This window comes from Burkholderia sp. E168m15 (genome assembly GCF_016586105.1).
GTDB lineage: Bacteria > Pseudomonadota > Gammaproteobacteria > Burkholderiales > Burkholderiaceae > Burkholderia > Burkholderia orbicola.
Map to the genome: position 1 here is coordinate 71,678 of NZ_BCPO01000175.1, position 14,273 is coordinate 85,950.

Annotated in this window: 9 protein-coding genes and 1 pseudogene; 7 read left to right on the forward strand and 3 right to left on the reverse strand. The window is 66.0% G+C overall.

What is annotated here, in order from left to right; all coding sequences use genetic code 11:
* Positions 1-30: 30 nt before the first annotated feature.
* The 3 genes from JMF86_RS28005 (at position 31) to JMF86_RS28015 (ending at position 9,554) form a co-directional block, all read left to right on the forward strand.
* On the forward strand, positions 31-483 hold the full coding sequence (locus JMF86_RS28005) for a type II toxin-antitoxin system HicB family antitoxin (RefSeq protein WP_011548845.1): 453 nt from the start codon (positions 31-33) through the stop codon (positions 481-483).
* A 62-nt stretch (positions 484-545) separates the two neighbouring features.
* Positions 546-9,173, forward strand: coding sequence for a GH36-type glycosyl hydrolase domain-containing protein (locus JMF86_RS28010; RefSeq protein WP_050809581.1), 8,628 nt, complete (start codon positions 546-548; stop codon positions 9,171-9,173).
* A gap of 162 nt (positions 9,174-9,335) precedes the next feature.
* Positions 9,336-9,554, forward strand: a complete 219-nt coding sequence (locus JMF86_RS28015) for a glycine zipper 2TM domain-containing protein (protein WP_041489507.1) — start codon at positions 9,336-9,338, stop codon at positions 9,552-9,554.
* Between the two features lie 123 nt (positions 9,555-9,677).
* Here JMF86_RS28015 and JMF86_RS28020 read toward each other — a convergent pair whose 3' ends face one another.
* Entirely contained in the window at positions 9,678-10,700 is a 1,023-nt protein-coding gene (locus JMF86_RS28020) for a helix-turn-helix domain-containing protein (protein WP_011548848.1), read from the reverse strand.
* A gap of 179 nt (positions 10,701-10,879) precedes the next feature.
* On the opposite strand from JMF86_RS28020, the gene JMF86_RS28025 reads away from it, so the two are divergent.
* The 4 genes and pseudogenes from JMF86_RS28025 to JMF86_RS28040 all read left to right on the forward strand — a co-directional run.
* Positions 10,880-11,221, forward strand: coding sequence for a hypothetical protein (locus tag JMF86_RS28025; protein WP_153259979.1), 342 nt, complete (start codon positions 10,880-10,882; stop codon positions 11,219-11,221).
* Between the two features lie 189 nt (positions 11,222-11,410).
* Positions 11,411-11,782 (forward strand): hypothetical protein, encoded by a 372-nt coding sequence (locus JMF86_RS28030; RefSeq protein ID WP_127479540.1) that lies wholly within the window; start codon positions 11,411-11,413, stop codon positions 11,780-11,782.
* Entirely contained in the window at positions 11,779-12,096 is a 318-nt protein-coding gene (locus tag JMF86_RS28035; RefSeq protein ID WP_226292227.1) for a hypothetical protein, read from the forward strand. The genes JMF86_RS28030 and JMF86_RS28035 overlap by 4 nt, the downstream gene beginning before the upstream one ends.
* 280 nt (positions 12,097-12,376) lie before the next feature.
* Positions 12,377-12,683: pseudogene (locus tag JMF86_RS28040) on the forward strand (transposase); the annotation flags it as partial.
* 174 nt (positions 12,684-12,857) lie between these two features.
* Here the strand turns inward: JMF86_RS28040 and JMF86_RS28045 are convergent.
* Together JMF86_RS28045 and JMF86_RS28050 are read right to left on the reverse strand one after the other, a co-directional pair.
* Positions 12,858-13,061 (reverse strand): hypothetical protein, encoded by a 204-nt coding sequence (locus tag JMF86_RS28045; protein WP_006413539.1) that lies wholly within the window; start codon positions 13,059-13,061, stop codon positions 12,858-12,860.
* A 140-nt stretch (positions 13,062-13,201) separates the two neighbouring features.
* A complete protein-coding gene (locus JMF86_RS28050; protein ID WP_011548853.1) occupies positions 13,202-13,921 on the reverse strand; it encodes a Crp/Fnr family transcriptional regulator in 720 nt (239 codons plus the stop codon).
* Positions 13,922-14,273: the final 352 nt, after the last annotated feature.

Consider the following 14,273-nt stretch of genomic DNA (forward strand, 5'->3'; position numbering starts at 1 on the left):
TTCGTCACGTTCTTCAGCCGGGAGCGGTTAATGAAATATCCGATCTACATCACGCAGCATGGGCAGCCCCGCTATCGCGGCGCGCTTCCGGATTTCCCCGAGGTCGGCGTGGAGGGCGACTCGTATGGCGAGCTGCAAGCGGCCGCCGAGCAACGGGTCATGGCCCGCTACGACCGCTCCGCGCGTCTCGTTCCGCCACCGACCACGGACATGTCGGTATTGCAGGCGTCGGAAGTTGATGCCGGGGACGGGATCTGGCGGTTCATCGATCTGGACCTGAGCCGGATGACGTCGAATTCGGTGCGCATCGAGCTGTGCTTGCCAAAGCGCATCGTGCACGACATCGATCGGACGGCGAACGCGCTGCATACGACTCGCGATGCCTTCGTGTCGCTGGCGTGCGAGAACGCAGCCGTCCGATCCGCGCAGCACGGAGCGTTGCGGTGCGAACCCATCGCGAAATCGCTGTCGGAAGCGGCCTGACGGCCCGGGTGTGCCGGGCATGAAGCCGCTGCGGATGGTGCGGCGATGGGGGAGGAAGCGCCTTGAAGATTCACGTTGCGCGTGTGTCGCGACGCCGGACATCGCCATGGAGCAATGCCCGGCCGATTCGCGAGGAGTTCTTCGGCGAGGAGCGACTGGCGCAGCATGCGGGCAGCCTGGCTCGCGCGCAGAAGGTGCTGCCCGGTGTGGCAGCGGGCCCGTCGCTCGCCACGCGGCTGAAGGACAACGCGGATCATCTGCTGAAGGCCTACCAGAACACGGCGGCCGCAGACGCACGCGGCGAAGAAATCACGCCTGCGGCAGAGTGGTTGCTCGACAACTACTATCTTGTCGCGGAACAGGTGCGGCAGATCCGGGATGATCTCTCCCCGCGTTATTACCGGCAACTGCCCAAACTCGGCAACGGCCCGTTCGCCGGTTATCCGCGCGTGTTCGAGATCAACTGGGCCTTCGTCGCCCATACCGACAGCCGTTTCGATCCCGATGCGCTATGTCGTTTCATGCTTGCCTATCAGGCCGTGGAACCGTTGACGATCGGCGAACTGTGGGCGGTGGCGATCACGCTGCGGATCGTGCTGATCGAGAACCTGCGACGGCTCGCGGATCAGATCATCGACGACCGGCGCGCGAGACTCGACGCCGACGCGCTCGCGGATCGCCTGCTCGGCGAGGGCGGCCAGGCGCGGGTCGCGGCGGAGCCGCTCGTCGCCAATTACGAGCAGGCCGTATTGCACGATGCGTTCGCGGTGCAGCTGATTCAGCGGCTGCACGATCCCAATCCGGCCGTCGCGCCGGCACTGGCGTGGCTGCATCGGCACCTGGCGGCGCGCGGCGCGACGCCGGACCAAATTGTCGCGTCCGTCAACCATCAGCAGGGCGCCGCCAGCCTGACCGTGCGCAACGTGATCACCAGCATGCGGCTGATTTCGGAGGTGGACTGGACCGATCTGTTCGAGCGCGTCAGCCTGGTCGATCAGGTACTGCGCAGCCACCCAGGCTTCGCGGAGATGGATTTCCCCACGCGCAACCTGTATCGCGACGCGGTTGAAGCGCTGGCCCGCGGCGCACCCGTCAGCGAGCTCGAGATTGCCCGCCGCGTCGTCGCCGATGCGGCGGCGCAGGGTGCAGGCTGCGGGCCGGCCGCCGAGACGGATCCCGGTTACTACCTGCTGGCGAACGGCCGCGCCGCGCTCGAAGCGGAGATCGGCTATCGGCCGCCCGTCGCGTTGTGGCTGCGGCGCCTGACACGCCACGCCGGTCTCGGCGGTTATCTCGGCCGGATCGGGCTGATCGTCGCGCTGCTGCTGGCGGGCATGCTGGCGTGGCTCACGCGTGTCGAACCGCCCGGTCACTGGCTGATCTGGCTCGGCGTCGCCGGCCTGCTACCCGCGCTGGATGCCGCGGTCGCGCTCGTCAATCGCGGCGTGATGCGCGATGTCGGCGCGAAGATCCTGCCCGGCCTCGCATTGCTCGACGGCATTCCGCCGGACCTGCGCACGATGGTCGCCGTGCCGGTGCTGCTGACAACGGAAGCTGTGCTCGGCGAGCAGATCGAGCAACTGGAAATTCATCATCTGGCGAGCCCCAACGGCGCGCTTTACTTCGCTTTGCTCTCCGACTGGATGGACGCGTCCACGCCGCACGCCGACAGCGACGACAGGTTGCTGGCATCCGCGACGGAGGGCATCGACCGGTTGAATCGCCTTTATCCGGCTGCGCCGGGCGAAGGCGAGCGCTTCCTGCTGCTGCACCGCAAGCGCGTATGGAACGACGGCGAACGGTGCTGGATGGGCTGGGAGCGCAAGCGCGGCAAGCTGCACGAGCTGAATCGATTGCTGCGCGGCGCATCGGACACGACGTTCATCGCGGCGGCCGGCCGGACGCCGCACGTGCCGCCGGACGTGCGCTACGTGATCACGCTCGATGCCGATACGCGGTTGCTGCGCGATACCGTGCGCCGCCTGGTCGGCAAGATGGCGCATCCGCTCAACCGGCCGGTATTCGATTCGGCGAGCCGGCGCATCGTCGGCGGCTACGGCGTCCTTCAGCCGCGCGTCACGTCCTCGCTCGCGAGCGGCGACGAGGGTTCGCTGTTCCAGCGCGTGTCGTCGAGCGCGCACGGCATCGATCCTTACGTGTCAGCCGTATCGGATGTCTATCAGGATCTGTTCGACGAAGGATCCTATGCGGGCAAGGGCATCTACGACGTCGACGCGTTCGAGGCGGTGCTCGCCGGTCGCGTGCCGGAGAACGCGGTGCTCAGTCACGATCTGTTCGAAGGTATTTTCGCGCGGGCCGGACTGGCGTCGGATATCGAGGTTGTCGAAGCGTCGCCGTCCCGCTACGACGTCGCCGCGAGCCGCCTGCACCGATGGGCGCGCGGCGACTGGCAGCTCCTGCCCTGGTTGCTGTTCGGCCACGAACCGTTGACGGCGGTCGGCCGCTGGAAGATGCTGGACAACCTGCGCCGCACACTCACGGCGCCCGCCATGCTGGTCGCGCTACTGGCCGGATGGATGCTGCCGCTCCCCGTATCGCTCGCCTGGAGCGCCTTCGTGCTGGTGACGATCGCGCTGCCGTTCCTGTTGCCTGTATTGAGCGGGCTGGTGCCGCGCTGGCGGCGCACGCACGTGAAGATGACCACGCGCAGCGTGCTCCATGCATGGTCGATGGAGTTGCGGTTCGCGTTGACGCGGTTCGGCCTGTCGATCGTCATGTTGCCGCAGCAGGCGTGGTCGATGGGCGACGCGATCGCGCGTACGCTGTTTCGTGTGGCGATCAGCCGTCGCCATCTGCTCGAATGGACCACGGCGGCCGCAGCGGGTGCGCGCGACCGGCGGACCCTCGCGCCCACCTATCTGCAAATGCGCGGCGGCGTGACGCTCGCGCTGCTTGTCGCGGCTGCCAGTCTGATGGCGGGCTGGCGCTTCGATCGTCATACGGGCTGGCTGGCCGTGCCGTTCGTACTCGTCTGGCTTGCCGCGCCGGCGATCGCGTATTGGCTGAGCCGCGCACCACGGTCGGCGGGCGAGCTGCCGGTGGCCCCGCACGATGCGCGTCAACTGCGGCGCGACGCGCGCCGGACCTGGCGTTATTTCGAGACGTTCGTGACGGCGGACGATCAGATGCTGCCGCTGGACAATTTCCAGGAGGACCCGAAGCCCGTCGTCGCGCACCGGACTTCGCCCACCAACATCGGGCTATACCTGCTGTCTGCCGTCAGCGCCCGCGAGTTTGGCTGGCTCGGTACGCTGGACGCGGTGTCGCGGCTGGAGGCGACCGTCGCGACGATGCGACTGATGTCACGCTATCGCGGCCACTTTTATAACTGGTACGACACGCGCGACCTGCGGCCCCTCGAGCCGAAGTACGTGTCGTCGGTCGACAGCGGCAATCTTGCCGGCCACCTGATCGCCCTCGGCAACGGTTGCCGGGCCTGGGCGAATCAGCCCGCCGGTGTGGGGTGGCAGGCCGCGTACGAAGGGATCGGTGACACGCTCGCGCTGTTGCGCAAGGCCGTGTGCCGCGATGGCGATGCCCGGACGACCTTGCACGGCGAATTCGAGCAGGCCGCGACCGAGCTGGATGAGACGCTCGCCGCGCCGGCCCGGGAAGTCGGCGCCCCGGACGGCCCCGCAGCGCCGGAATGGTCCGAGATCACGATCCTCACCGCGACGGTCGCCGATGTCGCGCGCGCGCTGACGGACGAGGTCGGCGGGGTGCGGGGCGGCGACGTCGACGACGTGCTGTTTTGGGCGCAGGCGCTGGAGCACGCGGTGCAAGGGCATTGCCGCGACGCGACGCGCACGCCGGACGAAGCGGACGTGCTGAACAAGCGCCTGCATACGCTGGCCGATACCGCGTTGCAGATAGCCTATGCGATGGAGTTCGGCTTTCTGCTCGACCCGGTGCGCAATCTGCTGTCGATTGGTTACGCGGTGGGCGACGGGCGGCTCGATCCGGGCAACTACGATCTGCTGGCATCGGAGGCGCGCCTCGCGAGTTTCGTCGCGATCGCGAAGGGTGATGTCCCGGCGCGACACTGGTTCCGGCTCGGCCGCCTGGCGACGCCGATCGGGCACGGCGCGGCGCTGATCTCGTGGTCGGGATCGATGTTCGAATACCTGATGCCGTCGCTCGTGATGCGCGCGCCGGACAGCAGCCTGCTCGCGCGCACCAATCAGCTGGTGGTGCGTCGCCAGATCGCCTACGGCGACGGGCTGCGCCTGCCGTGGGGCATGTCCGAATCGGCGTACAACACACGCGACATCGAGCTAACCTATCAGTATTCGAGCTTCGGCGTGCCGGAGTTGGGGCTCAAGCGCGATCTCGACCAGAACCTGGTGGTCGCGCCCTATGCGACCGCGCTCGCGGCGATGGTCGCGCCGAACGCCGCCGCGCGCAACTTTGAGCGGTTGCGTGCAGCCGGCGCGTGCGGGCGCTTCGGCTTCTACGAAGCGCTCGACTACACGCCCGCGCGCGTGCCGGAAGGCATGCCAGTTGCGATCGTGCGGGCATTCATGGCGCATCACCAGGGCATGTCGATCGTGTCGATCGCCAATGCACTGCTGGGCGGGCGCATTCGCGCCTTCTTCCATGGCGAGCCGGCCGTGCGCGCCACCGAGTTGCTGTTGCAGGAACGGGTGCCGGGCCGGGTCGCGGCAGGGCGGCCGCGGGTCGACGCCAGACCCGCCGGCAGGATGCATGGCGTCGACGCCGGCGTTGCACGGCGCCTGCTGTCGGCGGACGATCCCGCGCCCGTCACGCATCTGCTGTCCAACGGCCGCTACGCCGTGATGCTCACGGCCGCGGGCTCCGGCTACAGCCGCCGCGACGATCTGGCCGTCACGCGCTGGCGGGAAGACGCGACGCGCGACGATTGGGGTAGCTATCTGTATCTGCGCGACGCCGAGAGCGGCGAGGTCTGGTCGGCCACGTGGCAGCCCACCGGCGTGGTGCCGGACAGCTACGAAGTGACGTTCACCGAAGATCGCGCCGAGTTCGTGCGTCGCGACGGCACCTTGACGACGTCGCTTGAGGTGGTGGTATCCGCCGAGGACGATGCGGAAGTGCGGCGGGTGTCGGTGGCCAATACCGGCTCCCGGCCACGCGTGATCGAATTCACGTCCTACGCGGAAATCGTGCTCGCTCCGCCCGCCGCCGATCATGCCCATCCCGCATTCTCGAAACTGTTCATCGAAACCGAGTACGTGCCGGCGTCCGGCGCGATTCTGGCGACGCGGCGCAAGCGCGCGCCGAACGAGGCGGAAGTTTGGGCCGCGCATCTGGCCGTGACCTCCGGCGAAACCGTCGGCGCGGAAGAATTCGACACCGATCGATTGCGCGTCATCGGACGCGGGCGCAGCGTTCGCCTGCCGCTTGCGCTGACCGAACAGCGTGCGCTGGGCGCTTGCGAAGGCTCGGTACTGGACGCGGCGTTCACGCTGCGGCAGCGGCTGCGCATCGAGCCGGGCGCGAAGGCGAGCATCGTCTATTGGACCATCGTCGCGGATTCGCGCGCGCAGCTGCTCGACCTGGTCGACAAGCATCGCGACGGCGAATCGTTCGCGCGGGCGGCAATGCTCGCGTGGACCCAGGCGCAGGTGCAACTGCGGCATAGCGCGGTGAGCCTCGACGAGGCCGCGTTGTTCCAGCAACTGGCCGGATACATGCTCTACAGCGATGCGTCGATGCGGCCGGGGTCCGCCGCGCTGCTGCGCCATGCAGCGGCGGTGTCGGCGGCGGGCGGCGTGGGCGCGTCGCCGCTATGGACGCATGGCGTATCGGGCGATCTGCCGATCCTGCTGGTGCGGATCGACGACATCGAGCACATCGCGATGGTGCGGCAGCTGATCCGCGCGCACGAGTACTGGCGGATGAAGCGGCTCGAGGTCGATCTGGTCATCATCAACGAGCGCGCGGCGTCGTACGTGCAGGATTTGCAGGCGGCGCTCGAGGGGCTGGTGCGGACCCGGCAGCCGCCGGACGAAGCCGGGCGCGGCAGTATTTTCGTGCTGCGCGACGACCTGATGGCGGCGGCGGCGCGCGCGCTGTTTCCGTCGGTCGCGCGCGCCGTGCTCGCCGCGCGCAACGGCCGGCTGGTGGACCAGTTGCGCCGCCTCGCGGGTTCACCGCCGCCCGCCCGCGCGGATGCCGCACGTGCGCCGCTGCCGCCGCCGACGATTGCGCGGCCGAAGGGCGCGCAGGCCGGCGCCGGTCTCGAATACTTCAACGGCATCGGCGGTTTCGCGCGCGGCGGCCGCGAATACGTGGTGACCCTGCAGCCCGGTCAATGCACGCCGATGCCGTGGGTCAACGTCGTCGCGAATCCGTCATGCGGCTTCCTGACCTCGGCGGAAGGGGGCGGCCATACCTGGGTGACGAACAGCCGCGAGCATCCGCTGACGCCGTGGTCGAACGACCCGGTCACCGATCCGCCCGGCGAGGCGTTCTATGTCCGCGACGACGAGACCGGCATGCGCTGGGGGCCGCAGGCGAACCCGATCGGCGACGATGCGCCGGGCGCGACCGCGTTCGTCGCGAGTCATGGCCAGGGCTACAGCCGGTTTGCGCATACCGCCGCAGAGGTCGCCGTCGAATTGCTGCAGTTCGTGCCGCTGGCCGATCCCGTCAAGATTTCGCGCCTGAGCTTGCGCAACCTGTCGGACCGGCCCCGCCGGCTGTCCGTCGCAACCTATGCGGAGTGGGCGCTGGGTGCGTCGCGCAGCGTCGCGGCGCCGCACACCGCGAGCGAGATCGATCAGCCGACCGGAGCGCTGTTTGCCCGCAACGACTGGAGTCAGGTGTATCGCGGCAGGGTGGCGTTCGCCGATTTATGCGGCCTGCAAACCGCCTGGAGCGCGGACCGGCGCGAGTTCATCGGCCGCAATGGCGTGCTGGGCGATCCCGCCGGTTTTCCGGGCAGCGTCGGTGCGCCGCCGCTGTCGGGCCGGGTCGGCGCCGGGCTCGATCCGTGTGCCGCGTTGCAGACCACGGTCGATCTCGAACCCGGCGGTGTCGTCGAAATCGTCTTGCTGCTCGGCGAAGGCGCCGATGCGGCGGCGGCGCGACAGTTGGTCGAGCATTACCGTCAGGCGGATCTCGATGCGATATTCGCCGCCGTGACGGCGTTCTGGGACGAGACGCTCGGCGCGCTCCAGGTCGAGACGCCGGACCGCGCGATGGATCTGATGCTGAACCGCTGGCTGCTGTACCAGACGCTGTCGTGCCGGATCTGGGCGCGTGCGGGCTTTTACCAGGCCAGCGGCGCGTACGGTTTTCGCGACCAGCTGCAGGACGGCATGGCGCTTGCGGCCGCCCGCCCGGCCCTGACGCGCGAGCATCTGCTGCGGGCGGCGGCGCGCCAGTTCCCGGAGGGCGACATGCAGCACTGGTGGCTGCCCGAAAGCGGCAGCGGCGTACGTACGCGGATCTCCGACGACCGCGTCTGGCTCGCCCATGCGGTCGCGCACTACGTCGACGTCAGCGGCGACCGGGCGATTCTCGATGCGTCGATCCCGTTCATCGACGGGCGGCCGCTGGCCGCCGACGAGCAGGATGCGTTCTTCGTCCCGCGCATCTCGGAAACGAGCGCGTCGCTGTTCGAGCATTGCGTGCGCGGGTTGGAGTCCAGCCTCACGCATGTCGGCGAGCACGGCCTGCCGCTGATCGGCACGGGCGACTGGAACGACGGCATGAACCGCGTCGGCGAAGCCGGGCGGGGCGAAAGCGTGTGGCTCGGGTGGTTCCTGCACGCGACGCTCGCGGCGTTTGCGCCGCTCGCCGCGGCGCGCGGCGCGGGCGATCTGGCGGCGCGCTGGCTGACGCGCGCCGACGCGTTGCGCGACGCGCTCGCCGATGCGGGATGGGATGGCGAGTGGTATCGGCGCGGCTACTTCGACGACGGTACGCCGCTCGGCTCGGCCGACAACGCCGAATGTTCGATCGACGCGATCGCGCAGTCGTGGAGCGTGCTGTCGGGCGCGGCGGACCCGGCGCGCGCCGCGCAGGCGATGGACGCGCTGGACGCGCGGCTGATCCGCCGCGACGATGGCCTGGCGCTGCTGTTCGCGCCGCCGTTCGATCGTTCGTCGGTCGATCCCGGCTATATCAAGGGTTATCCGCCCGGCATCCGGGAAAACGGCGGCCAGTACACGCATGCGGCCACGTGGTCGGTGCTTGCGTTCGCGCAAATGGGGGACGGCGATCGCGCCGCGAAGCTGTTCGCGCTGCTCAATCCGGTCAATCGCAGCCGCACGCGCAGCGGGGCGAATCGCTATCGGGTCGAGCCGTACGTGGTCGCGGCCGACGTATATTCCGTCGCGCCGCATGTCGGCCGCGGCGGCTGGACGTGGTACACCGGCTCGGCCGGCTGGCTCTATCGCGCGGGCGTCGAAGGCGTGCTCGGTCTGCGCAGGCATGGCGACATTCTGTCCATTCAACCGTGCATCCCGCTGTCCTGGCCGGGCTTTAGGGCCACGCTGCGTCACGGCGCGTCGCACTACGACATCGTCGTCGAGAATCCGGGCGGCGCCAGCGGCGGCGTGTCCCGCCTCGTGGTCGATGGCGTGCGGCTCGCCGCCGGCGAAGCGGCGGTGCGGCTCGTGGACGACGGTCGCCGCCACAGCGTGGTCGTGACGCTGGGGGCGGCGCAAGCGGTGTTTCAGTGACGCGGCAGATCGGCATCCGCGCCGGTACGTTAGCGGACCGACTGCGCGCGATCGACCGGCCATCATGAACCGATGTCCCGAATTTCATCGAGATGTCAGCGCATGGGCCTCCGTACGCCGTGCCGGATCAGACGGCGCCGCGGCACCCCAAAGGAGATGATCATGAGAAAGCTAGATTCCGTGGCACTCGAGATGGCGATAGTCACCATGACGATTGTCGTGCTGGCAGGTTGCGGTGGGATGTCTCACCGTGGAACGGACACCGTGATCGGGGCGGGTGTCGGCGGCGTCGCCGGCGCGGTACTGACGGGCGGCAGTGCATTGGGCACGGTGGGCGGCGCGGCCGTCGGCGGGGTGGTCGGCAATCAGGTCGGGAAATAGATCGGGCGTTTTCGGAAGACCCGGTACATGGGCAATTGGGACAGCATGGACATCGACTGGCTGAGAAACGTGTTCGGCAGGCATCCGTGTTATGTCGATGGCGGGACGCAGCCCAGGCAGTACCTACTTTTGCGACAGCAGCCGGTCGCTTTCCCTCTTGACTACCATGTAGCATTCGCACACGCGCCGCTCGAGGGCGCTGCGATCGACGACTTCAATCAATCCGCGCGAATAACGGATGATGCCTTCTTCCTGAAGCCGTTTTGCGGTTTCCGTCACGCTGGCTCTGCGCACGCCGAGCATGTCGGCAATCAGTTCCTGCGTCATCCGCACGTTGCGCGAATCCAGCCGGTCAAGGCTCAGCAGCAGCCAACGGCAGAATTGCTGCGCGATCGAGTGATGGCGATTGCACACGGCCGTCTGCGCCATCTGGGTGATGAGCGCCTGCGTGTAGCGCAGAAACACGCGCTGCAATGCACCGCCGCGCGCGAATTCCTCTTTCACGATCTGTCCGCTCAGGCGGAACGCTTCGCCCGCGCTCTGGACGATGGCCCGGTTCGGCATCGTTTCACCGCCCATGAACAGCGCGACGCCAAGCAGCCCGTCGCGTCCGACCACGGCAATTTCCGCGGACGAACCGTTTTCCATCACGTACAGCATCGAAATGATCGCCGTCGTCGGCAGGTAGACGTGGCTCAGGTGATCGCCCGGTTCATACACCACATGCCCGAGCGGCAGCGCGACCCACGACAGATGGGGCTCGATGCGCTTGCGCTCGTCCATGGGCAATTCGCCGAGAAGATTGTTCGCTACTACGGGCGAGTCGGCCGCGTCGTCCCGCTCTGCGGGCACGACGCCTACTCCCGATCGGATTCGGTCGATGCGCGCAAGAAGCTTTGCATGCTGTGCTGCCTGTGTTTCCCGGTTTTTCTCGGGCAGCAAGCTCGACAGCGACGTACGCAACGTGTCGTGACCCAGTGCATCGAGGATCTTGATCTTGGTCAGGATGCCGAGATCGCTTTTGCCGGTGCGCCATGCCGAGATTTGCGCGCGCGTAAGCCCCAGGCTGTCGGCCAGTTGCGCATCGCTGCCGAACTGCCCCTCGCGCTTCAGTTCGTCGAACAGCTTGCTCCAATCAAATCGCATCGATCGATAGTTAAGTTTGGTGTCAAATTGATTTGACACCACGCCTGGTCGATGAAAAAATACGATGAGCGTTGGTATGTCAAATCCTAGAGACACTTATAGCATAGGCGCCTTCCGTCGTGAAACAGCGTCCGTGCTTCGGGCATTCACGCCGCGCTCGTGCGTTTCACGAGATCCGCATGAGTGATCGCCCGTCTTACATCCGTCTTCCTCCTTCGTTGTCCGACAGTGTTCTCGCCGTTGTGCCACCTTCCGTGGGCGATGACGAATTTGCCGCTCACCAGATCGAATTCATCCAGCGCGTTTTCAGTTATAGCGCTTATCTGCGCGAGCATGCGCGTGAGACGCCCGTCTCCGATTCCTTCCTCATTGCATTCGTTAGCCTGCTCGAGGCGATCGATGCAAATGCCCCCGAGGATGCTCGCCGATGCGCGCGGCAACTGCAGCAAATTCTCCGGATGCTCGTTGATGAGCCCGACGGCAGCCCACCTGAACCGGCTGCACCGCCCGCAATCTGTTGACCGGCTATTCCACGCCGCGCGGCCGCGTGCTGCGCTCGGCGGCAAATCCCGGGCACGGTAGCGGACAGAAGAATTGTTCGCACGATACTAGACTGCTCAAGCACTCAGACGGATCGATCGGCATACCGATTGATGATGATTAAGCCATCCATCGAAGGGTGGCTAAGCGATTGCTGGGGGAGCGGCGACATGAATATCGAAGCACTGGCTGCCCGACTGGCGCAGACGTTCGGTCCGCAGAGTCTGGCCGGACTGGCGCTCGCCGAATTGAAGCGCTGTCGGGCGAATGGCGAGCGTGCGGCCCTCATTCTGGAAAAGGGCACATTTGCCGTTGTGCACGACAGACTCAATCCCGACGATTTGCCCACTACCGTCAGGAAGCCAGCATTCGATTGCAGGGATCGCGTGGATGGCGGTAGCGGCAGACGCCTGCGATACCTCGCGCATTCGAACGGTTACGTCATCGTGTGCTGGACCGAGGGCACGCCTTTCGTTGTAAACGAACGGCACTGGCTTGTGATGAGGGTCTGCTCGCATCGCCATCGGATGTCGCCGGCGTGATCCCCGACCAGGCCGTGCTGCCGCTCGTCGCCACGAAAAGCCGCATCCTCGCCGGCGCGAGCCTCGCGACGTTCGACGCGGAAATCGTGGCGGGGCTTTCGATCGAGACCGTCCGCCTGTGGGCGTCGCTTCCCCGCATGCAGATCGCCGTCCGGAATGACTCCGGGGTTCCCTATCGCATGATCGCCGTCGAATCGATGCGCCAGTGGCACTGCTTGATCCAGTGGTTCCAGGAGAACCGGTTCGCGGATGAACTTTCCGGCCGTTGCTTTTCCAGAAACAAATTCGACGCCATCTTCCGCAAGTTAGTGTGACCGGCGCGTCTAGCGGGCAGGGCATCCGTACGATGCCGCCTTCAATCGAACTTGAAAAGGCAATCTTTCTCGATCACTTTACCGCCCTTCATCAAGATGCTTCGCGGAAAATCGTGGAGGGCTTGAGGGCGATTGCGTAATCTGACGCCTGACCTTAAAGGGAGCGGGAAAGATAATTACTCGACCCTAGGCACTTCAGGCGCCGGGTTGCTGGGCGAGTTATTGGTTAAAGCGTGGGGAATGGCCGATCCGATTGGCCGGTGAGTGCTGTGGGTTGGGGGGGATGGATGGCTCGCGCGACACGTTTCGAACCTGCATCGAACAGTTGCCTGAAGGCATCGCCGCGCGCATCGAAACGGTCACCATCGACATGACTACGGCCTATGAGCTGGGGATCAAGGCACAGTGCCCGCAAGCAGAAATCATCATTGATCTGTATCGCGTCGCGGCAAAGTTCTACCGCAAGCCGGCCTGGGCGAAAAAGGCTTGGGAGGCAATGATTCGAACAGGCTCGGGAAAGCGGGATGGCCGCCCTGCAAAAGTTCGCCGGACGTTTGCAGGGCTACTGGCATGGAATCGTGACCCGAACGGAACAGCGCGGATCAAGGCCATTGCCGAATTCTTGATCCGCCTGTGCCAGTAGGCCCGATGCCGGAACGTCGGCGACGTAGCCTGCGGGACGCGCGCACGACAACGCGGAGCGCGAATGTCATGCTCCGCCTGTGTCGGGAGCAACGCCGTATCATGATCACAGTGCGTGCTCAATTCGGCGGATAGGCCATACCCCAGCGCTTTCTCGAATCGGCGATCCGTTGCTTCGCGGTCCGCAATCGTTCTTGCTCGGTCGGGCACGTATGCGTCGGCACTTCGGGCGCGGCGGGCATACCGTCGTCCGTTGCATTGTCCTGCTCGTATTTACGGCGTTGCTGCCCGACAGCGTCGTCTTTCTGCTTGCGGTCGTTCATCTGCCTGCTCCCGTGAATTCGCCTTGCGCGGGCGTATCGGCATCGACGACGCACGCGTGTCGAATACAGGATGACCGGGCCGGACGAAGAAGTCGGTACGATGCCGCGCAGTGTCGGCCAGCGCCGTTGCTGACGGATTCCTAGAGCCGCTTCAGGTCAGGAAGCAGGCGATCGAATTCGCGTTTGACCACGCTGTAGCATTCGCACACACGCTTTTCGAGCCCGGGTCGGTCCAGCACCTCGATATGGCCGTAGTTGTAGCGGATGAGGCCAGCGTCCTGCAGTTTCAATGCCGCTTCCGTCACGCCCGACCTGCGCACGCCCAGCATGTTGGCGATCAGCTCCTGCGTCATGCGCAACTGGTTCGATGGCAGACGGTCGAGGCTGAGCAGCAGCCAGCGACACAGCTGCTGATCGATCGAGTGATGACGGTTGCATACCGCGGTCTGCGCCATCTGCGTGATGAGCGCCTGCGTATAGCGCAACAACAGACGCTGCATCGAGTTGCCGCGCCGGAATTCTTCTTTCAGGACGCTCGCGTCGAGCCGGTAGGCCTGCCCAGCGCTTTGCACGACGGCGCGACTCGGCGTTGTTTCACCACCCATGAACAGCGACACGCCGATCATGCCCTCATGCCCGACGATCGCGATTTCCGCAGACGAGCCATCCTCCATCACGTACAGCAGCGACACGATCGTCGTGGTCGGAAAATAGACGTGATGAAGCTGGCCGCCCGATTCGTACAGCACTTTCCCGAGCGGCATGTCGACGATCGTCAGGTTCGGGATGATGCGTGCAAGCTCGTTCTCCGGCAGTGCGGCAAGCAGGTGATTTTCAGTGATGGGGGGGATGTCTGGCATGCGTGGTTCCTAGGCTCGCATCTGGCGCGATGGCGTTGTCTGGTCGCTTCGAGCGCAGCGGGGAGTGAGCGGGATTCACTATCGTATCTCGTCGTTCGCAGCTTGACGGTACGGTAGCTGAAAATAAGCCCGATTTCCTGACGAGCCAGGGACGGCCGTGATCGGCAAGGCTCAGGGAGCTGTTCGCCGCGCGATGTCGACTACAAGGAAGTCAGGTCAACGCCGGCTTTGGCGCCGGGCGCGGTGCAAGCGGCGCTTCCGTGAGACGGTCGGCCGGCATCCAGTCCGGTACGTTAGCGGACGGACTTCGCGCGATTTACCCCCCATCGTGATTCGACGTCTCGAATTTCAT